The 24,163-nt window shown below is 42.2% G+C and carries 25 protein-coding genes; 14 read left to right on the top strand and 11 right to left on the bottom strand.

Annotated features, from left to right (window positions below; translation table 11 throughout):
- Positions 1-112: 112 nt before the first annotated feature.
- The 6 genes from OC25_RS17740 to arsB all read left to right on the top strand — a co-directional run bounded on the left by OC25_RS17740 (position 113) and on the right by arsB (position 6,643).
- Positions 113-1,027 carry a PIN domain-containing protein gene (locus tag OC25_RS17740; protein ID WP_039478802.1) on the top strand — a complete coding sequence of 305 codons (915 nt, stop codon included), beginning with the start codon at positions 113-115 and terminating at the stop codon, positions 1,025-1,027.
- Entirely contained in the window at positions 1,014-3,965 is a 2,952-nt protein-coding gene (locus OC25_RS17735; protein ID WP_039478800.1) for a hypothetical protein, read from the top strand. The genes OC25_RS17740 and OC25_RS17735 overlap by 14 nt, the downstream gene beginning before the upstream one ends.
- 101 nt (positions 3,966-4,066) lie before the next feature.
- Complete coding sequence (locus OC25_RS17730) at positions 4,067-4,396, top strand: ArsR/SmtB family transcription factor (RefSeq protein WP_039478798.1); 330 nt, start codon at positions 4,067-4,069, stop codon at positions 4,394-4,396.
- A 56-nt stretch (positions 4,397-4,452) separates the two neighbouring features.
- A complete protein-coding gene (locus OC25_RS17725; protein ID WP_039478797.1) occupies positions 4,453-4,920 on the top strand; it encodes a DUF6428 family protein in 468 nt (155 codons plus the stop codon).
- Between the two features lie 23 nt (positions 4,921-4,943).
- Complete coding sequence (locus OC25_RS17720) at positions 4,944-5,564, top strand: arsenate-mycothiol transferase ArsC (protein ID WP_039478794.1); 621 nt, start codon at positions 4,944-4,946, stop codon at positions 5,562-5,564.
- A 2-nt stretch (positions 5,565-5,566) separates the two neighbouring features.
- The gene (gene arsB, locus OC25_RS17715) at positions 5,567-6,643 is read left to right on the top strand and encodes an ACR3 family arsenite efflux transporter (protein WP_039478792.1); all 1,077 of its coding nucleotides are present in this window, start codon (positions 5,567-5,569) and stop codon (positions 6,641-6,643) included.
- On the opposite strand, the gene OC25_RS17710 is transcribed toward arsB, so the two are convergent.
- From OC25_RS17710 to OC25_RS17680, 8 genes are all read right to left on the bottom strand, one after another.
- Complete coding sequence (locus OC25_RS17710; protein ID WP_052266291.1) at positions 6,619-7,671, bottom strand: IS110 family RNA-guided transposase; 1,053 nt, start codon at positions 7,669-7,671, stop codon at positions 6,619-6,621. The two genes, arsB and OC25_RS17710, sit on opposite strands and share 25 nt — an antisense overlap.
- A gap of 412 nt (positions 7,672-8,083) precedes the next feature.
- Positions 8,084-8,383, bottom strand: a complete 300-nt coding sequence (locus OC25_RS17705) for a hypothetical protein (RefSeq protein ID WP_245222045.1) — start codon at positions 8,381-8,383, stop codon at positions 8,084-8,086.
- A 71-nt stretch (positions 8,384-8,454) separates the two neighbouring features.
- Positions 8,455-8,895 (bottom strand): DUF6908 domain-containing protein, encoded by a 441-nt coding sequence (locus OC25_RS27015; RefSeq protein WP_052266290.1) that lies wholly within the window; start codon positions 8,893-8,895, stop codon positions 8,455-8,457.
- Positions 8,896-8,935: 40 nt separating this feature from the next.
- Positions 8,936-9,415, bottom strand: a complete 480-nt coding sequence (locus tag OC25_RS17695) for a hypothetical protein (protein WP_039478789.1) — start codon at positions 9,413-9,415, stop codon at positions 8,936-8,938.
- 2 nt (positions 9,416-9,417) lie between these two features.
- Positions 9,418-9,900, bottom strand: a complete 483-nt coding sequence (locus OC25_RS17690) for a J domain-containing protein (protein WP_039478787.1) — start codon at positions 9,898-9,900, stop codon at positions 9,418-9,420.
- Positions 9,897-10,127, bottom strand: a complete 231-nt coding sequence (locus OC25_RS17685; protein WP_156131518.1) for a hypothetical protein — start codon at positions 10,125-10,127, stop codon at positions 9,897-9,899. Before OC25_RS17685 ends, OC25_RS17690 begins: the two co-directional genes overlap by 4 nt.
- Positions 10,124-10,261: a hypothetical protein gene (locus tag OC25_RS27975; protein ID WP_156131517.1), complete on the bottom strand. Its 138-nt coding sequence runs from the start codon at positions 10,259-10,261 to the stop codon at positions 10,124-10,126. The genes OC25_RS17685 and OC25_RS27975 overlap by 4 nt, the downstream gene beginning before the upstream one ends.
- A 57-nt stretch (positions 10,262-10,318) precedes the next feature.
- Complete coding sequence (locus tag OC25_RS17680) at positions 10,319-10,840, bottom strand: hypothetical protein (RefSeq protein ID WP_039478783.1); 522 nt, start codon at positions 10,838-10,840, stop codon at positions 10,319-10,321.
- Positions 10,841-11,172: 332 nt separating this feature from the next.
- Between OC25_RS17680 and OC25_RS17675 the strand changes: the two genes are divergently transcribed.
- Entirely contained in the window at positions 11,173-11,463 is a 291-nt protein-coding gene (locus OC25_RS17675) for a hypothetical protein (protein ID WP_039478781.1), read from the top strand.
- 10 nt (positions 11,464-11,473) lie between these two features.
- Here the strand turns inward: OC25_RS17675 and OC25_RS17670 are convergent, their stop codons facing one another.
- Both OC25_RS17670 and OC25_RS27375 read right to left on the bottom strand, forming a co-directional pair.
- Positions 11,474-12,553 carry a hypothetical protein gene (locus tag OC25_RS17670; protein ID WP_039478779.1) on the bottom strand — a complete coding sequence of 360 codons (1,080 nt, stop codon included), beginning with the start codon at positions 12,551-12,553 and terminating at the stop codon, positions 11,474-11,476.
- 128 nt (positions 12,554-12,681) lie between these two features.
- Complete coding sequence (locus OC25_RS27375; RefSeq protein ID WP_082018637.1) at positions 12,682-13,536, bottom strand: hypothetical protein; 855 nt, start codon at positions 13,534-13,536, stop codon at positions 12,682-12,684.
- Between the two features lie 207 nt (positions 13,537-13,743).
- On the opposite strand from OC25_RS27375, the gene OC25_RS17660 reads away from it, so the two are divergent.
- Positions 13,744-14,487 (top strand): hypothetical protein, encoded by a 744-nt coding sequence (locus OC25_RS17660; protein ID WP_039478777.1) that lies wholly within the window; start codon positions 13,744-13,746, stop codon positions 14,485-14,487.
- Here the strand turns inward: OC25_RS17660 and OC25_RS17655 are convergent, their stop codons facing one another.
- Positions 14,488-15,009 (bottom strand): hypothetical protein, encoded by a 522-nt coding sequence (locus OC25_RS17655; RefSeq protein WP_156131516.1) that lies wholly within the window; start codon positions 15,007-15,009, stop codon positions 14,488-14,490.
- Positions 15,010-15,032: 23 nt separating this feature from the next.
- On the opposite strand from OC25_RS17655, the gene OC25_RS17650 reads away from it, so the two are divergent.
- The 6 genes from OC25_RS17650 (at position 15,033) to OC25_RS17625 (ending at position 24,162) form a co-directional block, all read left to right on the top strand.
- A complete protein-coding gene (locus OC25_RS17650) occupies positions 15,033-15,287 on the top strand; it encodes a hypothetical protein (protein WP_039478774.1) in 255 nt (84 codons plus the stop codon).
- Positions 15,288-15,299: 12 nt separating this feature from the next.
- Positions 15,300-16,121 carry an SOS response-associated peptidase gene (locus tag OC25_RS17645; RefSeq protein ID WP_039478772.1) on the top strand — a complete coding sequence of 274 codons (822 nt, stop codon included), beginning with the start codon at positions 15,300-15,302 and terminating at the stop codon, positions 16,119-16,121.
- Between the two features lie 143 nt (positions 16,122-16,264).
- Complete coding sequence (locus tag OC25_RS17640; RefSeq protein WP_039478769.1) at positions 16,265-18,499, top strand: AAA family ATPase; 2,235 nt, start codon at positions 16,265-16,267, stop codon at positions 18,497-18,499.
- Positions 18,500-18,656: 157 nt separating this feature from the next.
- Complete coding sequence (locus OC25_RS17635; RefSeq protein WP_039478767.1) at positions 18,657-19,394, top strand: ImuA family protein; 738 nt, start codon at positions 18,657-18,659, stop codon at positions 19,392-19,394.
- Between the two features lie 5 nt (positions 19,395-19,399).
- The gene (locus OC25_RS17630; protein WP_039478766.1) at positions 19,400-20,908 is read left to right on the top strand and encodes a Y-family DNA polymerase; all 1,509 of its coding nucleotides are present in this window, start codon (positions 19,400-19,402) and stop codon (positions 20,906-20,908) included.
- 14 nt (positions 20,909-20,922) lie between these two features.
- Positions 20,923-24,162, top strand: a complete 3,240-nt coding sequence (locus OC25_RS17625; RefSeq protein WP_039478764.1) for an error-prone DNA polymerase — start codon at positions 20,923-20,925, stop codon at positions 24,160-24,162.
- Position 24,163: the final 1 nt, after the last annotated feature.

Here is a 24,163-nt window from a genome sequence, read left to right as displayed (position 1 = left end):
TGAATTTCTTAATTCTAAAGTAAAGCGCCAGTATCTTTTCAACTACTTTTCAGTAACTTTGATCGAAGTGAACCACTCTAAATATCAATTTTAACGCTTAAAAAATATTCAAATGATTCATCTGGCACTAGATACATGCGTATGGATTGAGTTATTAAAACGAGATCTGGATGCTGAAGCTGGACTCTTGGAAGAAATTCAATACTGGCTAAGCACCGGCGAATTAATTTTGGTCAATACACAAAATATCAATCGGGAATGGAATCGTAATAAAGAAATAAATCTGAAGGCAATTTTAGGTTCCATTCGCGAAAAAGACAAAGAACTCACGAGCATTCTCCACAGTTCAAATCCAATCAAAACAACTCATACCCCTGACAAGGTACAAGATAAACTGGAAAAGCGTGTGGCTATGTTAGATCAGATGTTCAGCGAAAAAATTCTAGAAGCCCGTGAAAATGACGAGATTTATATAGAGGCAGCCAAGAAAAATTTAAACTGCTACGCTCCAAATCATAAGAAAGACAGTTATCGGGACACAATTAACATCCTTTCTCTTAAACACTTTCTGAAAGCCAGCAAATTGACTCAATGTTACTTTGCGACTATTAACTATAAGGATTTTTCAGCGGATAATCAGCGTTACACACTACACACCATGTTGGAAAGTGACTTCAAAGAGTGCGGACTGGAATATGTATATTGTGAAAACGAAATAGGCAAACCGTTTGCTGAAAAACTATTCGGACATTACCTAAGACCCAACTTGCCCTCATTTGAAGAGCACCTAAAACACCTTGCAAAAGCTGAAGAGAATAAAAAGCTCAAAGACAGGCGGGTAAAAGAAGTAATGATGTCTGAGGAAGCAGACCCTGAATTTTTAGAGAACTGCATGTATTTAGATACCATTCTATTAAAGTCCAAGCCAAACAGCCTGGAAAAAGTGATTCTGAACGCACTGTTTGAAAAACATCCTGGATATAGAAAATATTTTGTAAGAAAACTCGCAGAAAATGGCCTGGTTTAACTATATGAAAGAGAGTGGCTTTTTTGACCCTCAAAACAACCCTGAACCCATTGAAAACGGCCGAGGACAGACCTTGATACCCGATTGGGATGCAGCCGTATACCTTGAAAAGATAGCGGATGGCTTTTCTAAAGGGGAGAACCTGGATTTGATACCAGAAGTAATTGAAATCATTAAAAGAGCATCGGCTTATCCGAAGGATAACTACCGTACCTGGCAGGTATTCATCTTCATACTTGCTAAACTCCCAAATAAGCTGGTTACAGAGGAACTGCTAAAACTCATCCCAATCTGGATGAACAGCCGCTTTGATACCATGTTGCAGACCATGGCCATTTGTGACCAATTGCTGCCTAAATTTCTGAAAGATGGTACAAGCTCAGAAGACCACCTAAAGGCCGAAATCATCCTCGCTGCTCTTTTAGAGCTAAAGAAAAAGGAGAATCCAAGTAAAGAACTATTTGGCCAACCCCAAAACTATTATTCCCCTGTATATAGCTATCAGTTAATACGAACGATGATAGATCTTAATTTATTAAACGTCATTACTGAAAAGTGTTCTGTAAGTCCTGTTTACTATCTGATCGATGGGATTAACATATTACTGCACGATCACGAGTTGGCTGCACAGGCGGATTTTGAAGATAGCACATTCGTATTCACCTTCAGTCCGGATTGGGATACACTGAATTTCACCATAACCCGAAAAGACCAGGCGTCTGAGCAGCAGATTTTTTCTGACCAACTCACTCACTACTTGGATTTAAAGCAGAATTGGTTAAAAGAATACCTGATAAAGGCGTTTGCCGAGCAAAAACTAGATGAATCAATTTTTGAGGGAATTTTTGATACAATAAATTGGGGGCTGACAAATGACATCGGATCAGCCATGGGTTATAGTGCAATAAAAAACTTAGATGATCCAACAAATCACGATGACAAGGTCACAGATACATTCAGTTACCTTCTTAGAGAATGGCTGGTCAAACTAGCAGATACCAATGTAGAAAAGCTAAAGCCAATATTAAAAGATCTTTTGTTTGCCAACAGGTATAACGTTCCATTCTTCAAGCGGATGGCAATGTTCATCGTCAGCAAAAGATGGGATACTTTAGGCTCACTGTTTATGGACGTTTTAGCTCAGGAATCAGAGTTCAGGTTATTTTCAACTGATTCCTACAAACTTGAACTACATTTATTATTAGAAACCGTAGCGACTGAACTTACCGGCGAACAGGCAAAAGTTATTGGTGAGATCATCAAAAACGGGCCTATTGGGGATCGGCATTATACTGCCAGTAAAGAACACTGGCAGCACCGCTGGTTAGACGCTATGAAATCCAGAAAGGAATTTCAAAAGGATTATCAGCACCTTACCGAAAAATTAAACGTTAAAAAGAACTACCGGGAAGAGGGTAAAATTCAAGTTCGGGTAGGGCATGTATCTCCATATACAATTGATGAAGTTTTGGAAATGCAAAACCAGGAACTTCTTACACAGATAAAAAATTACCGAGACAGAGACAGGTGGGAAGACCCTACGGTTGAAGGTTTTGCAGATATAGTGGGAAAGGCAGCTGCTCAGAATCCTGATAAGTTTACTAGTGTACTTGAGCAGTTTTACGATGTAACTTATTTGTATATCTATCAGTTACTGAGTGGCTTTAACGAAGCCTGGAAAAATGGCATTGCTCTGGACTGGGAAAAGATCCTGGTCTTTTGTAAAAATTATATCTCCAGTGAGGCTTTTAAGAATGACCAGCTTAAAACTGAAGACGACAGACGTGCGACCAGGGAGTGGGTATATGGAAATGTCTCTTGGCTCCTGTCCGAAGGCTCAAGAGATGACGCCCACAGTTTTGACAATACTTTACTTCCAATTGCAAAGAGCATCATATTAGAAATGATACCAAACCTGCCGATGGATAGGCAGTTTGATAAAGACTTTCCCGATTACATCATGCATTCCTTAAATTCCACAAGTGGGAAGGTTTACAGAGCGCTGGTTGATTATTCCCTGAAATATGCTCGAAACTGCACTGATGAAAATGACAATAGTCACTGGGACAGTGAAGCAAAAGCAAATTACGAGGTTGCAATGGAAACAGGGATGGTGGACACATTCGTTTTACTAGGAATGTACCTATCGCAATTCATGTACCTGGATAGTGAATGGCTTAAAGCTTCCATTATAAAATACCAAAATGTGGAACAAAGATTATGGGCCGGTTTCATGGGAGGAATAGGATTTGGCAAACCCATATCAGGTGAATATTACCCAATCATGAAACCTTATTACCAGCGCGCAGTAGACACTGGCTACATTGATACCACTCACCAGCAGGGAATCCTGCGTCATTTCCTAGCATTTTATTTCTGGGACTACGAAACCGATTTTAAACAGACATTTTTATTCGAAGTGCTGTCAAAGGCAGAAAGCAAATTATTGGAAGACACGATAACTTTACTTTTAACCCAACATAAAGCCATAGAGCAAGAACCTGAACCTCGCCGGTCCTCATTGACAGAAAAAGTCATTACCACCTGGAGATTCATCATTCTTCGCTTCACCGAAACCGATACGATAAATGATCAACGGGTTGCCCGAAATATTATTCACTTAATGGATTACATCCAAGTTCTGGACGATGATTCGGTGCAACTAATTCAGGATACGCTCAAAGGTTTTAGTGATGACATCACAACGGTCAGCCTGATGGCAGATTTGTTGAAATGGAAAGACACAAGCCCAGCGCATCATGTTGCCACATTGGCCAATCTGATAACATTTAGAAACTATTTTCAGCATGATAAGCTAACCTCCCTAGTCGAATACCTCTATCAATCCGGTCAAAAGGAAACCGCCGATAAAATTGTAAATACACTAATGGTAAGTGGCCAGGAATTCTTGCGTCCACTCTATGACAAATATCATTAATACCTAGAAAAAAGCTTAATGATTTCTATGGTTGAACCAAATAAAAGATCAAATTTATTTTGCGCTTTCATTTTTACATCGTAATATTGCGATACATAATTATGGGGCTTACAAAATCAGAAATATTTACAGACGAGCAGAACCAGCTTTCCACATTGCTGAAAGCAATTGCGCACCCTGCCCGTATCGCTATCCTCCAAAGGATCATTATATCAAACACCTGTATCTGCGGGGATTTGGTGGGTGAACTTGGCCTGGCACAGGCAACCATTTCTCAGCACTTGAAAGAATTGAAATTAGCCGGTATCATACAGGGCACAATAGAAGGTGTAAGTGTTTGCTACTGCATCAATCCTAAGACATGGAAACTGCTGGAAGAACAGCTTGGTGGATTTTTGGCTTCTTATAAAGGCGAAACAACCTGTTGCTAAACTTTTTTTGCCTATATCAATCGTTAAATTGCAATAATACTATAAATACATAAATTATGAAACTATCAGAAATAAAAGAAATCCTTGCTACGGCTGAAGGAGTGAATTTTAAACTGGAAAACGGCAATTCAGTGCCCGAACATTTCCATGTAACCGAGGTCGGAATCATTACAAAGGACTTTATCGACTGCGGTGGAACCGTACGCCATGAAAAAGTGGCTAATTTCCAGCTATGGGATGCTGACGATTACGAACACCGTTTAAAAGCTGGTAAATTAATCCATATCATATCGCTTTCAGAAAAGGTCTTGGGAATGGAAGATCTGGAAATTGAAGTGGAATACCAGGCCGAAACTATTGGCAAGTATGACCTGGGCTTTGACGGGGAAAACTTTCTTTTACTGGCCAAGAAAACCGCCTGCCTTGCGATGGACAAATGTGGTGTTCCAGCCGAAAAACAAAAAATTGAATTGGTAAATCTGGCTTCAGGTTCAACTTGTACTCCAGGTGGAGGGTGCTGCTAATTTTAAGATCTATAAATATAACAATGAACACAAAACTTCTTCCGGAACTTGAAATTGTGGTTAGCAATTTCAAGTTTGACAACATTACATCTGATCGCAAAAGGATATTACAGCCTTTAATTGATTTTATCCAAGACAAGCACAGTACTCAAAACGAGGTACGGCTCAACCTGATCTGCACACACAATTCACGCAGAAGCCATCTTTCACAAGTTTGGGCGCAGACAGCAGCAGCTTATTACGGCATTAAAAATGTCTTTTGTTATTCAGGGGGAACAGAGGCTACTGCGTTGTTTCCCGTAGTTGCCGAAACTTTAAGACAAACGGGTTTTAAAGTTCAGGATATCGCTGAAGGGAATAACCCCATATATGCCATAAAATATAGTGACAATGAACATCCTGTTATCGGTTTTTCAAAGGCCTACGATCATGAATTTAACCCTTCAGGTGCATTCGCGGCAATAATGACCTGTTCGCAGGCCGATGGTGGCTGTCCATTCATTTCTGGAGCTGAAAAGCGCATTCCAATAACCTTTGAAGACCCAAAAGCATTTGATAATACGCCACAACAAGCAGAAAAGTATAAGGAAAGAAGTTTGCAGATCGCAACTGAAATGTTTTATGTCTTTTCACAAATCAAATAAATATGTCGGCAAATACTTGTGCCCCTGCGGCAGAGCGTAAAAAATTAGGGTTTCTAGACCGTTACTTAACGCTATGGATTTTTCTGGCAATGGTGATTGGAGTAGGTATTGGCTTTTTTATTCCGTCCTCATCAGGTTTTATCAATTCTTTTTCCAGTGGCACGACCAATATTCCATTGGCAATTGGGCTAATATTGATGATGTACCCACCGTTGGCTAAAGTCAGGTATGAAAAAATGGGAGAAGTCTTCCGCAATACTAAAGTGCTGGGCACTTCGCTGGCTTTAAACTGGATTATTGGTCCTGCACTCATGTTTATACTGGCCATTGTATTTTTACATGATTACCCTGAATATATGATCGGGTTGATTCTAATCGGCCTGGCACGTTGTATTGCAATGGTGGTGGTGTGGAATGAGCTGGCAGAGGGTAATAGGGAATATGCAGCTGGTCTGATTGCGCTTAACAGTATCTTTCAGGTATTACTTTATAGTGTTTATGCCTATCTTTTTATTACCGTACTTCCGCCGCTGTTTGGTATAGATGGATTATCGGTAAACATTACCATCACTGAAATTGCAAAAAGTGTAGGGCTTTACTTGGGTGTTCCCTTTGCTGCGGGGCTGATCAGCCGTTATGCTTTGATCAAAATTAAAGGCGAGCAATGGTTCCAGCAGAAGTATATACCATTTATTTCGCCAATAACTTTGATTGCCTTGCTGTTTACTATTGTGGTGATGTTCAGTCTTAAAGGAGAACTAATTGTACAGATACCAATGGATGTAGTTCGCATTGCCATTCCGCTAGTCATCTATTTTGCCATTATGTTTATCATCAGCTTTTTTGCAGGAAAAAAAATGGGTGCAGATTATTCACAGAGCACATCTATTGCCTTCACTGCGGCTGGCAATAATTTCGAATTGGCCATAGCAGTAGCCATCGGAGTATTTGGCATCAATTCCGGTCAGGCATTCGTGGGCGTAATCGGGCCATTGGTCGAAGTACCTGCGCTTATTGCACTGGTAAATGTTGCCTTTTGGCTTAGAAGGAAATACTACGGGATTGACAAAGCATCTTGACACATAGGTTCTTCGACCCCCATCCTGATAACCACTCTGTCATCCATCGGACGATATAATCGGTCACCTTTGATACAACTGAACAGGCGTTGAATTAACTTATTCCTTACAGCATTCACTACGCTCATTTTATTTTTGCCTTCTGAGGTTTTCCGAAGGTAGTAACGTTTCATATCTCCACTGATCAAAGATGCCATAGCTGCCATGTGAAGCAACGTTTTGACACGTTTATTCGCTTTATGAGAACCCCTTGCCCGCCCTCTTATACTTGTTCCGGAATTGTGCTCAAATGGTACTATTCCGGAATAACAGGCGAATTTCTTGGCAGTAGTGATATTTTTAAATTCATTCGTGGCTATTATAATCTCCACAGCAGTTACAGTTCCGATACCACTTACAGAGGTTGATATTTGAAAAAGTCTTTTTAACGTAGGATCTAGCTTAATGATATCGAGAATATGCCTTTCGACCGATTCCAGATCCTGTGCAATACTGTTTAGGGTTCCCTTGCAAATGCTTTCGATCATCTTACCACCGTCCTTATCAAACATTTTTATTTCTTTCACTGGTATCGACAAAGCCTTTTTTGTTCGGACTAACCTGTTCCTTAAAGATGTAAGGTGTTTTAAAGTCTTAATAATGGTTCTGGATGGTTCCCATAATTTGACAACTTCTCTCTCCCTGTACGCATAAGCTGCAATTCGTTCAGCGTCGACCTGATCATTTTTACCACGTGTCAAGCCAACGCACAGCCTTAAATGAGCTGGATGTTCTAAGCATATATTAGTTCCCTTACTATGCAGGAATGATAATAAATGCTCATTATAAATCCCTGTATGTTCCATACAATACAGGGTGTTTTCAGCAGAGATACCTGGTATCTGTTTGGTTAAAGATTTCCAAAAGGCGCTGAGTGCTTTTGGTTTGTTCTCAATTTCTAGGTTAAGAATTTTGCTCTTACCTTCTAAAATGCATACGTCAAGGGTAGCCTTAGACACATCAATGCCAATAAAATACTTCCAGTTCATTCTTATTATAAGTTAGTTAGGGTCAACATATTTGAACACACTCAATACCTTACTAATGAGTCTTAAAAACTCTAATTTCTATTTGAAGCCTGTTTAAACAGCAGTCAGGAGCCTAAATCATAAGATAGATCATTAATCTTGCCCGCAAGTTAGTTCGCTCCTGACTGTGTTAACTTTTTCAAGCAAACGTCTGCAATATTTCGTTATAGTCTATAAAAGTAAAGAGGCATAAATCATAAATTAGATCTTTAATCTTGCCCGTAGGATAAGTCACCTCTCTACTCTTATTAACTGTCTTAATCAGCACTTAAAAAATTCTTATTTTCGCTCTTAGCAAAATCTTATACAAACCTAAAGGCCCGCAAGGGCACCGCGCAAATTTTGCGGTGCCCCTACCATCAGGCAAACTACTCTAAGGATTAAACAGCAGGTTTACTGCCTGTTTAAATTTTTCATTCTGAGACCCTTTAGCTGCATATTTTACAATGCGGTTGGTCACAAATAAAGAGGTGTAGGTAAAATACAGCTGGTCTGAGAATACCCTGCTGCTGCGAAGCATATTCACCTTGTGCCTTTTTAATATGCCTGCTGTTTCGCCTGCAAGATTCTGCCAGTAATCAAAAGACATAAAACCACTATCCCAGCCCTTGCGGTAGTGCTGTTTATTTGCTTTGAAATCCTCGCAAAAAAGGCTGATATCTTCCAGCAGCATCGGCATTTCTTCAGGAAACAGGTCGTGTAAAAGCCTTGCTTTTTCTGACCCCGATAATTAATGCAGCGCTTTCATTGCTCTAAAAATCCCTGATCATGAATATTGCTTAGCCAGACACCTGCAAACTCGGTATGACCGGTTTGCAAATCAGTGTCGTATTCGATCGCTTTTTGATAGCTAAAGCGCACCCCTTCTTCATAAATTCCCATATCCGACTGGGTGTATGAGCAGGGTAAAACCTGAACTGTTTGGGGATCGGCCAATCCAGCCTCACCCAATACCACAATAAAAGTCATTTCCGGATCACTCATCAAATCCCCGTTTAGCGTATAATAATGGGCAAGGCTATATAAAATGCCGTTGTCATACCTACCTATGTTAATGCCATCAGCCAGTTTTTCAATACTTAGCGGCATAAAGGGTTCATTTTCGATTTTTAAATGCGTCTTGTCCCCCATCTTTTCCATCAGCCCGCAGAAAATTTTGGTATTATTTAAATCTAGTGTTTTCATATCTCATGCGCTCAATTGCGGTCAACGCAAACCGTTTTAATTAAAAATGAATGAATAAAATGCGTATGCCGCTTTCCTTATGGCTTACCCAAACGTGGTTGCCACCTTTGCCCGTGGCAAACCGATCAGCACAGGGCTCAACGACAACCCTGCAGTCTGCCGCAATACATTTTAAAATAAAATCGCTGTAGGTCTCATGCTTTTCAGCATTCATCATATAGCAATCTGCACCCTCCTGATTCCAAAAGGTCAGGCAGTGGACAATTTCAAAAAGTTCGGGCGGCAGGCTTTCCGCTTCTAAAACCCCGACCAAAACCCTTGAATGAATGACCTGCTTCCTATGCCCACGCAGGTAATAAAACCCTTTCACCTGCACTGAGGAATAATTTTGATGCTGGCAAAAAAACCTTGCGCAATTTTCGGTTTCCGCTGAGCAATCCGTCTTATCCAAATAAACCCTGATACCCGAATCATCAAAATGATGATAAACCGTATCGGGATTTTCTCCTTTCCAGCCCATAATTAATTGTTTAAATATTGTTTAACATTTGCCTTTCCTTTGATCACCTCGCTGCCGTATCTATCCCTGATCTCCTCCAAGCTTTTCTTGCTGCCCTTACTGCATTTATATTCGCCAGTACGGAAGTACCAAGCCAGTTTTTTGGAGGCGAAAAAGAACCCTGCATTTTTCAGCTCGTTTTTAACCGCTATGGTATTGCCTGTTACCCATATCCAGTAACCTACCAGTTCAATGGTTATCCCCTGCAAATGGATAATTTTCTCTATAGCCTCCCTGTACTCTGCCGAAAAGCGGATTTCGTTTTCTGTTTCCTGCTCATTCAGGTTTTTGCCCTTGATCACCTTGGCTGATGCAAAAGCGTATTCTTTATTTACTTCCTGCATGGTCAGGGTATCACCCCCTAAATCGGGGTGATACTGTTTAGCGAGCTTTTTGTACAGTGCTTTGACCTCGTCCAGCGTACTGCATTCCCCAAACCATTTCATGACCTGCTATTTTTTTGCGGGGCTACTTTCTCCAAACTTCCCCAGCGGTGAACCTTAGGGTTATGGATCCTTGAAACCAATATTTCGGTTTCAAGGACGTTAATATTGGCCGTATCGCTCAGGCTCAAAACAGACTGGGTTTCCAATTCCCTTACCATACTGGAAACATGCTCGTGGTCGGCATGCACCTGCACCCTCACCATTATAAATATCGTTTCGTACTTCATAGCGGCAGCCCTCCATGGTTAAGCCTGAACTCCCTGTACTGGCTGTAAAACTCCATCGGATTATCATCTTCAAACTGATCTGCGTAACCCTGATAAAACATCTGATCTAAATATTCTTTGAATGCTTCTAACATAACATTGGTTTTTAGGTGAATAAATAGCCTCCCGAATGCTCGGGAGGCATTCAGTTTCTAGGCTGGCAAAACAATACCTGCTTCCACCTCGGCCAAACGTTCGGCTAAACGGCCACTGATAAACGCTATAGTGCCTTTGATCACTGATGGGCTTTTGGTGCTGAACACATTGCCATGGCTATCGCTGATTTCCAGTTCACAGCCCTGAAAAGCCGTTTCATCTTCCAACTCGTCAACATTTTCTTTCTGCTCCTGCTCAAAGCCAGCCAACGCATCGATATAACCTTTGTAGCGGTCACGCAAAGCCGTCCTTTTGCTTAAGTCAGCTACCAGTTTCAGCATTTCATCAAGGTTCAGGGCAGGTTTTTGCTGTGCTAAAGCTTCTTTAATTTCCAGTTTAGAGGGTTCAGTTTTAAGCTGCTCCTTAACTTCCTCCGGCTTTTCAGCCTCTTCCCCATTTTTTACCTCTGCTTTTTTAGCTACCTCATTTACAGGATTGCCAGCTACAAACCTTGGGGTTTTCTCGGCTTTCACGCTGTTTACATTAGCCTGTCCGTTTTCTTTCACTTTTGTTTCCATTTTTTTGATAAATTAAATTTGTGAAAACCTGCCTACTACCTTTCGGCGGGAGCCATTCCTGGCTTTTTGTTAAGCACCCGCTCCTGTTGGGCAGGGATTACAGGCAAGGCTTTTGGAAAAAAAATACTACCCGGAGCGCAGCGCAGGTGTGGAGATTATTTTTTCAAAACCAGCGGAGCAAAGCGGAGCCGCCTTGACTAGGTAATCTCCTGCCAATCAGAAATTTGTTGCGCAAACAGCCAAAATCAATCCCTATCAATCGGAGCAAAACTTGTAAAGTTTTAAGCACCCTGCATTTTATATTAAGTCTTTCCAAATGATTAAATTTGGATATGACAGATAAAAAAAGAGAAGAGTTATTAGAACTTGCCTGGCGGACAGCTTTTGATTCTGCCACCTATAAAGTTTTGGGTGATGGGTCACATGCTGAAGATTTGATGTCTGAGGCTACAGAATATATTAGAAATATTGACCGGAGTGAATGGTTCCCGGTAGCAAGGCAGATCCTAAGAGAAAACAATTATATTGACGATCATAATCTTGCTGAAGAAGCAGCAACCATATTCATTAACAAAAAGATGGATACCACAGGCCTGAGGGTTTCATTTGGTGGCGACTGGTAATAAATTAGGCTTATCTTATCAATAGTTCCCTAAATTGTTTCTGAGCAATGTACTTTAACTTTGAGGTACCCTTTTGCACTTCAAAACAAGCCTGGTTGAAAGAGTTTAATATAAAAATGCGATTAAACGTACTTTCCAACTCTGTCATGAGGGAGTTTTCATTCACTTTAAAACCGGACGAGAGATTAGCATCCCCATAAACCAGCAAAAGCCAGCATTCATCAACTTTAGCATTTTCTTTATAAACATCAATCCTTTTTTCTTTCTTGCGTACTGCTTCTTGTACCATTTCCGAAAAATCGCTTCTGACAAAATAATCCTGATTGTATTTTAAGGAAAACGATTCGTTGGAAGATTGATAGCTAAAGGTTTTAACAAATGCCGGTGTAGTAATGGCTTCCCCATTAATCGTTGCTCTAATATAGTCAGTAAGATGATTTATAATCTTTGATCGATTCAAGCTGATCGCTTTATCATTAAAATCCCTCAACGATTTACCCTCATAAAGCCTCCGATCAGTATCCAGAGTAAGATTACCTACTCCACATAACCCGGGCATCGCATTTAAAAGTTTGTAGACTGTCTCATTCAAGTATTTTTTCCAGATTTCGGCAATATATGCCTTGTCGTTCCCGGCCTCCAGCCTAGTATGTTCTAGCCCGATGACCTTATCACCGCCAGTTAAAAGAAAATCAGGAACCTCCATTGGAGTAATCTGAAAATTCATCTGGGTGGTATATAAAAATTTACCCAAACTAATTAGTTCATCGTTTTTGCTTCTCTGTCCCGTATTATTTTCTTGGCCAAAATAATCTTGGATAATTGCTCGAACCTGCATTTTGGATTCTGCAATTTCCTTTTCACCTAGAAGAAATTCTTCCTTGTCGATTCGTTTGGGATCAATTCCATAGATTTCGGCTGTTAATCTTATCCTCTCATCTAAACTAGCATCATTTGAAATGGTCTTACTGGTGGTCAAAATAAGCGGTGATGCAGACTTACCCAATACCGTCTGTACAAAGTGATCAATAAAGGGTTGCTTTTGCTCTGCCGGAAGACTGTCCAACATCTCTAAAAAATTCTTTTCCATTACAAAAAACCTAATTAAAACAGAAAAGGTAAAAAGTTATTTTCGAGGTAAAGGAGAGACTCGAACCCCCATCTCTTACTTGGAATGAGAACCATTTGAATCGCATTCCAAGGCAAGCGCTTTGCCAGCTAAGCTACATCACCATTGTAATCAAATTGTGCCTGTTCCTCTTGAGTGAGTTGAAAATCAAACTCCATTTTAGTATATCCTAGAAACTTTGCCTTTGTTTTTTCAACACCCCAGCCCTTTAATTTCTTCTTACGGTCATTTATAAAAACAGCGTAAACATATTTTATAAATTTCTCCCGTGACATTCGGGCACAAATCAACTCATCTATTTTGATGGTCAATATCCGCCAAATATTAATAAAATCAAAGAATTCTTCTTTAATAAAGTGATTGGTTTCTTCTGATTGAAAATTAAGGCCAAAGAGACCACGGGTAAGGCGCTCATCCCAGTATTTCTGTAACGCATTTCCATGATGCTTGATAACATCGGCCAATTCTCCCTTTGATTGCCCCCCACTATGCACAATCCGGTTACGGCGTAAGCGAAAATATTCAAACGTCCATTGCTCCTTCTGATCAAAAACAGTGTTCATTTCAATATTCAAAAGTTCAAATACTTTATCTGGTACCCTAGCCTTCACATCGATATGGGGTAGATCTTTATCCACTTTCCTGGCCAATTCGTATAAACTCCGCATATAAACCTCGAACTCAGAATAAAGTAGCAGGTATAAGCTCTTTAAGATAAATTCCGAGGTTGAGTTATGAGATTCCGCTAATTTTCCAAGTTTGACATTATATTGCCTAGCATACCGGTTATCAGGGTAAACAGAAGTAGTTTGCTGACTTTTTCTCTTTGAGAGTAATTCAGCATTATCAAATGCAAACTGTTCCCATACGAAAATGTAATGAGAAAGCCTGTTGTTTAGTTCAGAAAGTTGATTTCGAAAATCAACGAGATAGGGACTCCTCATTTTTGTTGGTTTATCAAATATACGTAGTCACTACGAAAATAAGGCAACATCGACAATTCTACGAGGTATTTTTTCACTAAAGTTTAACCTAAGCGATAATGACTACCTACCGTATTGTCAGTCACCCGGGTGGGATAAAATAAGCTGAGCCATTCATATTGCTGCCCGGATTTTAATTAGATTTGAGAACAGCACAAAAACTAACTTATGCTCGATAAAAAAACAATCATAAACCTGATGTACAGGCCAGGCTGGAACAGTGACCAGGAAGATTGCCGTGATCTGGAAAAAATCCTTGTACAAACCCTCCGAATTTCCGACGATACCACCGAAATACTGGAAATATGTGAAGCGCTCGGCATGAAAGGATCATTATTTGTAACGCCCGTGCTAATGGCAAAAATGGCCGTCACAGTCGACAAAACGCGGCATTCCTATTTCATGGCTACCCTTGCCATGATCATGTCCAGAATGCAGGGCTGGCAGCCTGGCCCGGACAAAGATTTTTTCAACCCTGAATGGTGGCAGATCAAATGGAAGGGCGGTAACCAGCGGTTTATCAGTTTTATTGCCCTTCTTGCCGGAGCCGGCGCTGACTCAGCCTTTGACGAAGGAAAAATGGAAGAACTGGCTGAACTTTTTATCCCCGAAATGAACGTAGACCTGGATCCGTACCTAACCTTTAAAGAATTAAGACTGCTCAGCCCAGACTGGGATCCATCCGAAGACCTAAAATTAATCAGGGATGCTGTAGAGGAAGACCAGCTTATGGCCCAGGTACACGATGAATCATTAATCTCGAAAAATGAAGATACACAAGTGAGCGACAACATAATGGACATGCACGTGGATTATCTGGTGACCAAACTTGGACTGCACCACGATTTCGATCATTACCATTACCTGCTGCGCATTGCACTAATATTAAACCAGCCTAAGGCAAATCATTAACTAATTGATCTGAATGTCAACCACTTCTTCCCCATTCATGTGCGCGAGAATGAGGTTTAAATGCTCATCAAATTCAACGTAGTCATAAACAGTGTCCCTGACGCAGTTGGCAAACTCATCAAAATCGGTTTCCGGGCTAATGTAAACCATCAGGGTTTCTTCGTTCAAAAACCGGGCTTCAATGATCACGTTCCACCTGGAGCGGATATCCATAGCAAATTTCTCCCTCAAGTTCCTTTCATTCAAGTGCCCTGATATCTCTTCGATCAATGGTTTTAAAGGCTCATCCATGGTCGCAAAACCAAGAAATTCGCTTTTGTCCCGGACCATCATCCCAACTTCGTTCCCCTCTACATACACATGATAAATCCCACGGTCGAAATGTACGATACAAACCTGCGCCTGGCTGGTATCAACAGGATAAATATTGAAGTGATAACTGTTCATAACATCGATTAAACATTTACCGGCCACTAAAGGTTTTATTGTTGGGTAATCGCTAAAACGCACATTGAAATTCAAAGATTATTTGTTTACCTTTAATAATGAGGGAATTAGAGCCACCATTCGAGCTCAGTCTGGATGATCAGCTTTTACGTATATCCGAACATGAACTTGCTGGCAAAAGGGTTTTTCATGTAAATTTTGGTTCTGGCGCAAAGCCATTGGTGATTGCTGTAGGTATCAGCGCCAAAGACCAAAAGTTCTGGACTTCTATTCCTGAAGGCAGACAAGCTGAAGCACAGCGGATCGGTAAGTTAATTGCAGACTACATTCGTGGTAAAAAAAAGAAAAATTAAGGAGGCAGGTTTATGTGTTATTATAACGGGCAAAAAGTAACAAGAGCTGAGTTTATCCAGCTCAAACAACTGGAAAAAGCAGTACGGGACTATGATTTTTTGGATGTCGGTGTGCATAATGGATTTAATTATGCGCCATGTGCCATAGTCGTACCGACAGACGATCGTAGGGATTTTGAGATTCAGCAAGCGGAATGGGGATATGTTCCCGGTTACATCAAAACGCGTGAGGAAGCGACCAAGTTCAGGCGGATGTATACCACCTTAAATTTCAAGGGCGAAAATCTTTTTACCAAAGATGATGGTAAAAAGTCAATGTGGGCGGATGCTGCAAGAAAACGTCGTTGTTTGGTGTTGTCCACCGGTATTATTGAGTCTCGTCACGAACCAACTTACGGTAAACAGGGTCAGGTTTTGAAAGCTACTGCTAAAATCCCTTATCATATCAATGTGGTAGGAAAAGAATATTTCTGGTTTGTAGGCTTGTACAATGATTGGTTTGATCCGGAACAGAATGCATGGGTGAGAACTGTTGCTTTTGCTACCACAGCTGCAAACGGAACTATGAAATATATCCACAATTCAAAAGAGCGTATGCCGACTATACCACCTGATGACCTTTGCTGGGAATGGCTGATGGAAGAACCAAGCGAGGAAAGGCTTCAGGAAATTGCTGTCTCGCAGATACCCTCTAAAATGCTTGAAGCCTGTACCATTTCAAGTGATTACCGCTTTTCAGGAGAGGCCACACCCCAGGAATATGCAGATCATCCGGCACTGGATTCAACTTTTGTGGATCAGGAGGTATTGGCGTTTGACCATTGGAGGGGATAATTAGACAAGTTTGATCTCACAGCAATGTTCACAGCCACAAACAAATTAAATAGTTTCTTTCGATTAGCATTTATTCTAGAAATCACATTCTTTTCGTTAATTCTAAATTACTTTAGTATTATATTTAGATAAAATTATCTAAAATGATCTTACGCTTTAATAAAATTGAGGGGGTTGGTAAATTCAGGTCTGTTTTAACAATTGGGGGCTTATCCTTTAGTGATATAAACCTTATATATGGCGGAAATACAAAGGGAAAATCAACTCTAACAGCGATATTCAAATCACTCCAATCTGGGGATAAAACTATTATTAAAGGAAGACAGTCTTTTGGCTCTAATACCCAGGAGATCGTCCTGCATACTGGTGACGGCGAAATTAAGTTCTCATCTCAAAAATGGTCAAATGGCTTTCCAAGATTAGTCATCTTTGATGACGATTTTATTAGTAAAAATATCCACTTGGGCGGAGAAGTTGCATACGATAACCATAAAAGCCTGAACACCGTAATCATTGGCGAGGAGGGGCAAAAAATTGCTGACGATATTGAAAAACTCCAGAATGAAGTTACTGAAATTACAACCAAGAAAAAAAACCATGGAAATATTTATACCAATAGATTCCCAAATGCAGAATTAACCCTAACAAAGTTCAAAAATCTGAAGAAAATTATAGATGTTGATAGCGAAATCGAAAAAGTCAAAATCAGAATTAACGATGTACAAAACCAGGATAAAATTAGAACAACCTGTGATCAGGTTGATAAATATTTTAAAGACGCCGCATACAATTTAGATTTTACTGCAACCTCGCAGCCGTTTGAAATTAACCAAAAGATTATTTCCGATCATATCAATAAAACATGGAGTGACGCTAACGGATCAATAAATTTCATTCAAACAGGACTGGCACTTTTAAAGAGTGATGCCAAAGATTGTGTCTTTTGTGGACAGGAGCTTAACAAAAGCTCGTTAGATTTGATCCAAGAATTTAATAAATTGTTCTCTGAACAATATTTACAGCTTCAAGCTTCCATTGCGCAAGAGATTTCAATTTTTAAAGATTGGAATATTGAATTGAGCATTACTCGCATAAAAACTGTTTCGGGGAATGTTGGTATAAGGATAGATTTCGATACAAACCTATCTCAACTTAAGACTGATTTCGAGAAAGAGTTAGATAAAAAGTTACAAGACCTATCATATTCTGTGGACTTCAGCTCGTTCAAACGGTTACAACTAGGCTTTTTGAATGCTCACTCCTCTTATTCTAAACTTAAGAATGAACGATTAAAAGAAATAACAGAAAGCTTTGAATCCTTAAAGGAGCAGTTGCAAATGTTGGAATTTGCAAAAATCAGGCACGGTGAGAATTGGGATGAGTATTTCGAAAAGCACAAAGAACTTGACATTGCATTTGATAAGAAAAAGAATGAACGAGAAGCTAAGCGAGCTGAATTAGAAGAGTATGGGATAAAAATTTATGAAAAACATCATAAAACAATCAATTTGTTGCTGTCTAATTTGCAAGCGGACTTTAGGCTCAAAGACTTCAAGCCGTTAAAAAAAATTAAAGGCAAGGATGAGCGTATTTTTTCACTAACATTTTTCACTAAACATGATGTGATTCTCGAAGGAGATAACACAACTATTCCGAATTTCCGCAACACACTGAGTGAAAGCGACAAGCGACTTCTTGCTTTCACCTTCTTTATTTCGTCGCTAATCAACGATAAGGACCTAGGAGAAAAAATTGTTGTATTCGATGATCCTTTTTCAAGCTTTGATTCTGAGAGAAGAAGGGCTACAATAACCGAAATACTCACGCTCTCTAATACCAATGAAGTCAATCAAGATCGAAATAAGCCTAAGCAGATATTCATCTTAACCCATGAACTTGATTTTTATAAATGGTGTTTGTTAAAATTCCCGACTTGTATCAGTGTGGAAATAATAAACGACGGCATGACTGATGGTGTAAAGAAGAGTTCATTAAGTAGAATCAATAAAGACTTGTTTTTGGAGCAGGAATCGATAAAAGACTTGAAAGCAATAAGTTCAATAGTGAATGATGGCGAGGACATAACAGATCTAGAAGGTTGGTTTTCTAAATGCCGAAAGATTTTAGAAGATACCTACACCAAAAAATATCTACCACATCTCACCGATGATATTCTCGCAAGAAAAGGTGTCCGAACTTTTACTGAAACACTTAAATTGAAGAAAGTCAATGGGTTTGATGATACAGTAAAATTTCAAAAACTAATGAACCTTTGTGATGACCTCAACATTGAGCTTCATAATAATGGGTTCACAAATGACAAAGAAAATGGAGTAGCCGTTTTACGAGACTTCATCAGTTCAATGGAACTTGTTTAATATTTTCTTAGGGCGGAAATTTCACCGCCCTACCTTCCATTTATCCACCAAAACCCCAATCTTTTCCACATTTCATTTTTTACTAACATTTTTAGCATTATGTTTGTTGTTAAATTGCAAAAGTCAATTAAAATAGCTAATAATTTTAGTAATAAACATGGAATCAGAAAGCGAATTGATAGCAAAACTGCAGCAGGATATCCTGCTGTGGCAGGGCTTTAAGCCCGTTTCGGCATCAAAGGCGGAGCGGATTGGCCTTGGTGCTATTGAGGATGCTTTTCCCGGTGGAGTATTTCCTAAGCGGGCAATCCATGAATTTATTTCGGTTTTTCCAGAAGATGCTGCTGCCAGCGATGGCTTTATAGCAGGAATACTTTCCAGTTTGATGCAGGATGGTGCGGCTTGCGCATGGATCAGTACCAAAAGACGGCTTTTCCCGGCTTCCTTAAGATCATTCAATGTAGAGCCGGAAAGAATCATCTTTATGGACGCCAAATCTGAAAAAGATGCGCTTTGGATTATGGAAGAGGCATTACGGTGTCAGGGCCTTGCTGCTGTTGTAGCTGAGCTTGATACTTTAAGTTTGATCGAATCCCGCAGGTTGCAACTAGCGGTAGAAGAAAGCGGAGTAACTGGCTTTATTCTTCGAAAAAGCGCAGGAAAAACGGCCACTACTATTGCAACTGCGCGGTGGCAGATCAGTCCGATAGCAAGTGTAGCTGAACAAGGTATGCCGGGACTGGGATTTCCAAGATGGAACGTAAACCTGCTGAAGGTAAGAAACGGGATTCCGGGAAACTGGATACTAGAGTGGGCCGGAGAGGGCTTTTTAGAGATTAAACGGGTATTGCAGTCTGATGGCTGGAAGGAAGAGCAGAACAGGCAGATTGGGTAAAGATTATGCAAAGACGTTTTGTTTCAATATGGTTTCGTCAGCTACTGGCGGACTGGCAGCTTATCCGCCGGCCGGAGCTAGCTGAAATTCCCTTTGTTTTTGCTGCGCCGGATCATGGGCGAATGATAATTACTGCTTCGAGCCCGCTTGCAGCTGCCGCAGGGGCCCAGCGCGGAATGCGGGCAGCTGATGCAAAGGCCATCTGCGCGGGACTTGAAGTTCTGGACGATAAGCCCGGCCGGGCAAAAAAATTACTCCAGGGATTAGGGGAATGGTGCATCCGCTACGCCCCTATTGTTGCCATTGATGAATTCGGGATGGATGGACTGCTCATGGAAGTAAGCGGTTGCCCCCACCTCTGGGGCGGAGAAAGGCCTTATCTAAAAGATATAGTTTCCAGATTAAAAAGCAAAGGATATACCGTTCGTGCCGCAATTGCGGATACCCCCGGCGCTGCGTGGGCCATTTCGCGCTACGGAACCATTACGCCGATTATAGAAGTGAACGGCCAGGCGGAAGCCCTGCTCCCCTTACCACCGGAGGCTTTACGGCTGGACGAAATAGTGCTGGCACGTCTTCGCAAACTGGGATTTTACCAGATCAGGAGTTTTTTTAATATGCCCAGATCTGTCTTGCGCAGGCGGTTCGGGGAAGAATTCTTACTTCGTTTGGCCCAGGCTCTGGGAACTGAAGCCGAAGCGCTCTTGCCTATACAGGTACCCGTGGCTTTTCAGCAGCGGCTTCCATGTATGGAACCCATCAGAACCCGGACAGCGATTGAAATCGCGATTACAAAACTACTGGAAAGTCTTTGCCCCAGTATGCAGGCCGAAGGCAAAGGCCTCAGGAAGGGCGTTTTAACCGGCTACAGACTGGACGGGAAATTGGTACAGGTTTCCATCGGCACCAATGCGGCAAGCCATAGCGTAAGCCACCTGTTCAAACTTTTCCAGCTCAAAATCGATCAGATCAGGCCAGGGCTCGGAATAGAACTGTTTATCCTGGAAGTGACAAAGCCCGGTGATGTTGAACTACCACAGGAAACAATCTGGACCGAAAAACCCGGGCTGGATGATAATAGCGTAATCAGGCTCCTTGACCGGGTGGCCGGAAAAGTAGGAGCTGAGGTCATCCGCCGTTACCTGCCCGCAACGCGGTACTGGCCGGAACGGTCTGTTAGCAATACCACTTCCATAACCGCAAAAAAAGACACCGAATGGCGCATGGACATGCCCAGGCCAACCGAATTGCTGGCAACTCCTGCCCCTATTGAAGTAATGGCACTGATACCTGATCACCCGCCGCGTTTTTTCCGCTACAATGGGGTTCAGCACCAGGTGGTAAAAGCAGACGGACCAGAACGTATCGAGCGGGAATGGTGGCTGGATGAAGGAGAACACCGGGATTATTATCAGGTAGAGGATGACAAAGGGCGCAGGTATTGGCTGTTCCGCTCGGGGCATTATGGCTCAGAGAAACAGTTTAAATGGTTTATTCATGGATTTTTTGCCTAAAGGAGGGATTTGATATGGGATATAGTGAACTGCAGGTAACGTCTAATTTTAGCTTTCTCCGGGGCGCGTCGCACCCGCATGAGCTCATCGATCAGGCCGCAGCTTTCGGTTATCAAAAAATTGCCATTACCGACCGCAATACCCTGGCAGGAATTGTCCGCGCGCATGCCGCAGCAAGAGAAAAAGGCATTTCCATTATTCCCGCATGCCGGCTGGATCTGCTTGACGGCCCGAGTCTGCTCGCCTATCCGACAGACAAGGAAGCTTATGGCAGGTTATCGGCACTACTTACTTTAGGCAATATGAGGGCGGAAAAAGGCTCCTGCCATATTTCCCGCGCAGATGTTTATGCGCACGCAAAAGGAATGATTTTTACACTGGTTATGCCAAGCGTACTCAACAGACGCTTTGAATTTGAAAAGAACTTTATTTCAGCGCTCGCTGAATATCGGGAAGCCTTTGGCAGGCAGCTTTACCTCTCCGCTACGCGCAGTTATCTGGGCAATGATGATAAACTGATCTTTAGGATTTCGCAGCTTTCAGATCGCTTTAATACTCCGGTTGTAGCCACCGGGGACGTTCATTACCATGACCCTTCGCGCCGAGAGCTGCAGGATGTACTGACCTGCGTGCGTGAAAAGTGCACCATCCAGGAGGCTGGATTTAGGCTTCACCAGAACGCGGAGCGGTACATGAAACCGGTGGATGAAATGAAGCGCTTATTCCGCCGCTACCCTTTAGCCATAGAAAATACGCTGGTCATTTCTGAAGCCTGCACTTTTTCACTCGATGAGCTAAAATATGTTTACCCAGAAGAGATCAACAATAGCGGACGTTCACCCCTGGAAGAACTGGAATATCTGACCTGGAAAGGCGCGCATGAATTTTACGGAGAGGTGATTCCTGAAAAGGTAGTCGAGATGGTGCACCATGAAATGGAATTTGTGAAAAAGATGGATTACGCGAATTACTTTCTATTTGTGGAAGATATTGTTCGAGAAGCACGCAGCCGGGGCATCCTCTGCCAGGGACGTGGTTCGGCCGCAAATTCCGCCATCTGTTTTTGTCTGGGTATTACTTCAGTCAACCCGATGAAATTTGATCTATTGTTTGAACGCTTTATTTCCCCTGCCCGCAACGAGCCGCCAGACATTGATGTGGACTTTGAGCATGAACGAAGGGAAGAAATCATCCAATACATTTACAATAAATACGGGCGCGATAGGGCCGCAATTGTAGCCACCGTTACCCAGCAGCATCAAAAAGGTGCAATCCGCGATGTGGGTAAAGCGATGGGCCTGTCGGTAGATACCATTAACAGGCTTTCCAGTTCCATCTGGGAATTTACAGATGAATGGTTCGAAGGTAAGCGTGTCACTGAGCAGGGATTAAATCCCAATGATCCGCATTTAAAGAAAACACTGGAGCTGACTGCCCAGATGATGGGCTTTCCAAGGCAGTTGGGCCAGCATACGGGCGGCTTTGTGGTCACACAGGGAAAACTGACCGACCTCTGCCCCATTTTAAATGCCCGAATGGAAGACCGCACCAATATCGAATGGAACAAGGATGATATTGATGCCCTGGGATTTTTAAAGGTGGATGTACTGGCGCTGGGCATGCTGACCTGTATCCGCAAAGCTTTTGATCTGGTAAGGGATCATTACCACAGGAAACTAACATTGGCCAATATCCCACAGGATGACCCGGATGTGTATGCCATGATTTCGGCAGCAGATACTTTGGGCGTATTCCAGATCGAAAGCCGGGCACAAATGTCCATGTTACCGCGGCTGCGTCCAAAGGAATTTTATGACCTGGTGATTGAGGTGGCCATTGTCCGGCCGGGGCCAATCCAGGGCGATATGGTGCATCCTTATCTGCGCAGGCGAAATGGTGAGGAGCCCATTGTTTATCCCTCTCCAGAGCTGGAAGAAATATTGGGCAGAACCCTTGGCGTGCCGCTTTTCCAGGAGCAGGCCATGAAGATTGCGATTGTTGCAGCAGGATTCACCCCGGCAGAAGCGGACGGACTGCGCAGAAGCATGGCGACTTTCAAGTTCAAGGGCCTAGTGAACCAGTACGAGCAAAAACTCATCAAGGGTATGCTGGCAAAGGGTTATACCGAAGAATTTGCCAGGCGGATATTTAAGCAGCTGGAAGGCTTTGGCAGCTACGGATTTCCTGAAAGCCACGCGGCGAGTTTTGCCCTGTTAGTCTATGTCTCCTGCTGGCTGAAACACTACTACCCCGATGCTTTTGCCACCGCCCTGTTAAACAGCATGCCCATGGGCTTTTACCAGCCTGCCCAGATCGTCATCGATGCACAGAAACACAAAGTGGAAGTCCGCGAAGTCGATGTCAATTATTCCCTTTGGGATAATCTCCTGGAAGAAAAATCCGGAAAGTATTTTGCCATGCGCTTAGGCTTTAGGCAGATCAAAGGAATAGCCGAAGAAGAAATGCAAGTTCTGGTAAACGCCCGCAGTAGCCCTTACCGGAGCATTACCGCTTTGCGCGATGCCGGAGTCTCTTTGGGGGCCCTGGAAAGACTGGCTGATGCAGATGCCTTCCGCTCTCTGGGGATGGACCGCAGGAAGGCCCTTTGGGAAGTTTCAGCGCTAAAGGACATGCCAGTAGAACTATTTAAAGGACAACCTTCCGAAAGTGTGCTGGAAACCCAGGTCGAACTACCGCTAATGGGAAAAGGAGAGCATGTCGTACAGGATTACGCAACAGTGGGATTATCTTTAAAAGCCCACCCGGTGAGCTTTGTCAGAAATCAGCTCGATATGCTCAATATCCGCACCTGCCATCACATCAACGATGAATCCACCGACGGCCAGCTGGTAAAAGTGGCGGGACTGGTACTGGTGAGGCAACGACCAGGCACAGCCGGCGGGGTATGTTTTATCACCATTGAAGATGAAACAGGCTACTCCAACCTGGTGGTATTCGAAAAGCTTTTCGAGACTTACCGAAAAGAAATCCTGCATTCCAGATTACTGATGGTAGAAGGACGTTTGCAACGCGAAGGCCAGGTCGTGCATGTGATCGTGAGCAAGTGTTTTGATTTCACCAAGATGCTGGGCAAACTGTTACAAAGAGAAACTGACGATCTGCCGATACTCACTTTATCACGGGCTGATGAAAAAACAGCTCCCTACCCGGCCCAGAACAAACGCACACAAGTCCGCGAAGAGCTAAACAAAGAAACTAAAGATGCTTTTCATGGGGGCAGGAATTTTAAGTAAT

It is taken from the genome of Pedobacter kyungheensis (assembly GCF_000812965.1).
GTDB classification, from domain to species: Bacteria; Bacteroidota; Bacteroidia; order Sphingobacteriales; family Sphingobacteriaceae; genus Pedobacter; species Pedobacter kyungheensis.
Note: the sequence above shows the minus strand (reverse complement) of the source record. Positions and strands in the feature narration are given on the sequence as shown.

Coding starts and splice junctions, on each gene's coding strand:
- OC25_RS17705 (WP_245222045.1), bottom strand. CDS start 8,383: ATGCTGCTGGAAGATATCAGCCTTTTTTGCGAGGATTTCAAAGCAAAT.
- OC25_RS17660 (WP_039478777.1), top strand. CDS start 13,744: ATGCTCGATAAAAAAACAATCATAAACCTGATGTACAGGCCAGGCTGG.
- OC25_RS17685 (WP_156131518.1), bottom strand. CDS start 10,127: ATGAAGTACGAAACGATATTTATAATGGTGAGGGTGCAGGTGCATGCC.
- OC25_RS17645 (WP_039478772.1), top strand. CDS start 15,300: ATGTGTTATTATAACGGGCAAAAAGTAACAAGAGCTGAGTTTATCCAG.
- OC25_RS17690 (WP_039478787.1), bottom strand. CDS start 9,900: ATGAAATGGTTTGGGGAATGCAGTACGCTGGACGAGGTCAAAGCACTG.
- OC25_RS17650 (WP_039478774.1), top strand. CDS start 15,033: ATGAGGGAATTAGAGCCACCATTCGAGCTCAGTCTGGATGATCAGCTT.
- OC25_RS17675 (WP_039478781.1), top strand. CDS start 11,173: ATGACAGATAAAAAAAGAGAAGAGTTATTAGAACTTGCCTGGCGGACA.
- OC25_RS17720 (WP_039478794.1), top strand. CDS start 4,944: ATGAACACAAAACTTCTTCCGGAACTTGAAATTGTGGTTAGCAATTTC.
- OC25_RS17635 (WP_039478767.1), top strand. CDS start 18,657: ATGGAATCAGAAAGCGAATTGATAGCAAAACTGCAGCAGGATATCCTG.
- OC25_RS17625 (WP_039478764.1), top strand. CDS start 20,923: ATGGGATATAGTGAACTGCAGGTAACGTCTAATTTTAGCTTTCTCCGG.
- OC25_RS17740 (WP_039478802.1), top strand. CDS start 113: ATGATTCATCTGGCACTAGATACATGCGTATGGATTGAGTTATTAAAA.
- OC25_RS17630 (WP_039478766.1), top strand. CDS start 19,400: ATGCAAAGACGTTTTGTTTCAATATGGTTTCGTCAGCTACTGGCGGAC.
- OC25_RS17725 (WP_039478797.1), top strand. CDS start 4,453: ATGAAACTATCAGAAATAAAAGAAATCCTTGCTACGGCTGAAGGAGTG.
- OC25_RS17695 (WP_039478789.1), bottom strand. CDS start 9,415: ATGGGCTGGAAAGGAGAAAATCCCGATACGGTTTATCATCATTTTGAT.
- OC25_RS17680 (WP_039478783.1), bottom strand. CDS start 10,840: ATGGAAACAAAAGTGAAAGAAAACGGACAGGCTAATGTAAACAGCGTG.
- OC25_RS17710 (WP_052266291.1), bottom strand. CDS start 7,671: ATGAACTGGAAGTATTTTATTGGCATTGATGTGTCTAAGGCTACCCTT.
- OC25_RS27015 (WP_052266290.1), bottom strand. CDS start 8,895: ATGAAAACACTAGATTTAAATAATACCAAAATTTTCTGCGGGCTGATG.
- OC25_RS27375 (WP_082018637.1), bottom strand. CDS start 13,536: ATGAGGAGTCCCTATCTCGTTGATTTTCGAAATCAACTTTCTGAACTA.
- OC25_RS27975 (WP_156131517.1), bottom strand. CDS start 10,261: ATGTTAGAAGCATTCAAAGAATATTTAGATCAGATGTTTTATCAGGGT.
- OC25_RS17670 (WP_039478779.1), bottom strand. CDS start 12,553: ATGGAAAAGAATTTTTTAGAGATGTTGGACAGTCTTCCGGCAGAGCAA.
- OC25_RS17640 (WP_039478769.1), top strand. CDS start 16,265: ATGATCTTACGCTTTAATAAAATTGAGGGGGTTGGTAAATTCAGGTCT.
- OC25_RS17730 (WP_039478798.1), top strand. CDS start 4,067: ATGGGGCTTACAAAATCAGAAATATTTACAGACGAGCAGAACCAGCTT.
- OC25_RS17735 (WP_039478800.1), top strand. CDS start 1,014: ATGGCCTGGTTTAACTATATGAAAGAGAGTGGCTTTTTTGACCCTCAA.
- arsB (WP_039478792.1), top strand. CDS start 5,567: ATGTCGGCAAATACTTGTGCCCCTGCGGCAGAGCGTAAAAAATTAGGG.